This window comes from Polaribacter sp. 2405UD43-2, assembly GCF_058147125.1.
On sequence record NZ_JBYVJX010000132.1, the window covers coordinates 1 to 229 of the forward strand.

The following is a 229-nucleotide window of genomic DNA, read 5'->3' on the forward strand; positions in this document are numbered from 1 at the left end:
AGCTGTTTTTTACTCTGCAAATCTTTCTGAACTTTCTCTAATTCTTTCTGTTGCTTTTGTTGTTTGCTAATCGAATTCTCAATATTATTTATGGTGTTTTTTTGCTCTTCTAGCAATTCTTGCTCAACTTCTTCCTCTGTTTTTTGGCGATAATGAAACACTTTAATTTTTGCTTTTTTACTTCCGTTTACGGCATCATTGTCAAAAACTTGAAAAAACAACTCGTAAT

Annotated in this window: 1 protein-coding gene; it reads right to left on the reverse strand. The window is 31.0% G+C overall.

All coding sequences use genetic code 11. The features are described from left to right. On the reverse strand, nt 1–229 hold a 229-nt coding region (locus ACY2RX_RS15020; protein ID WP_490104764.1), incomplete at both ends, for a hypothetical protein.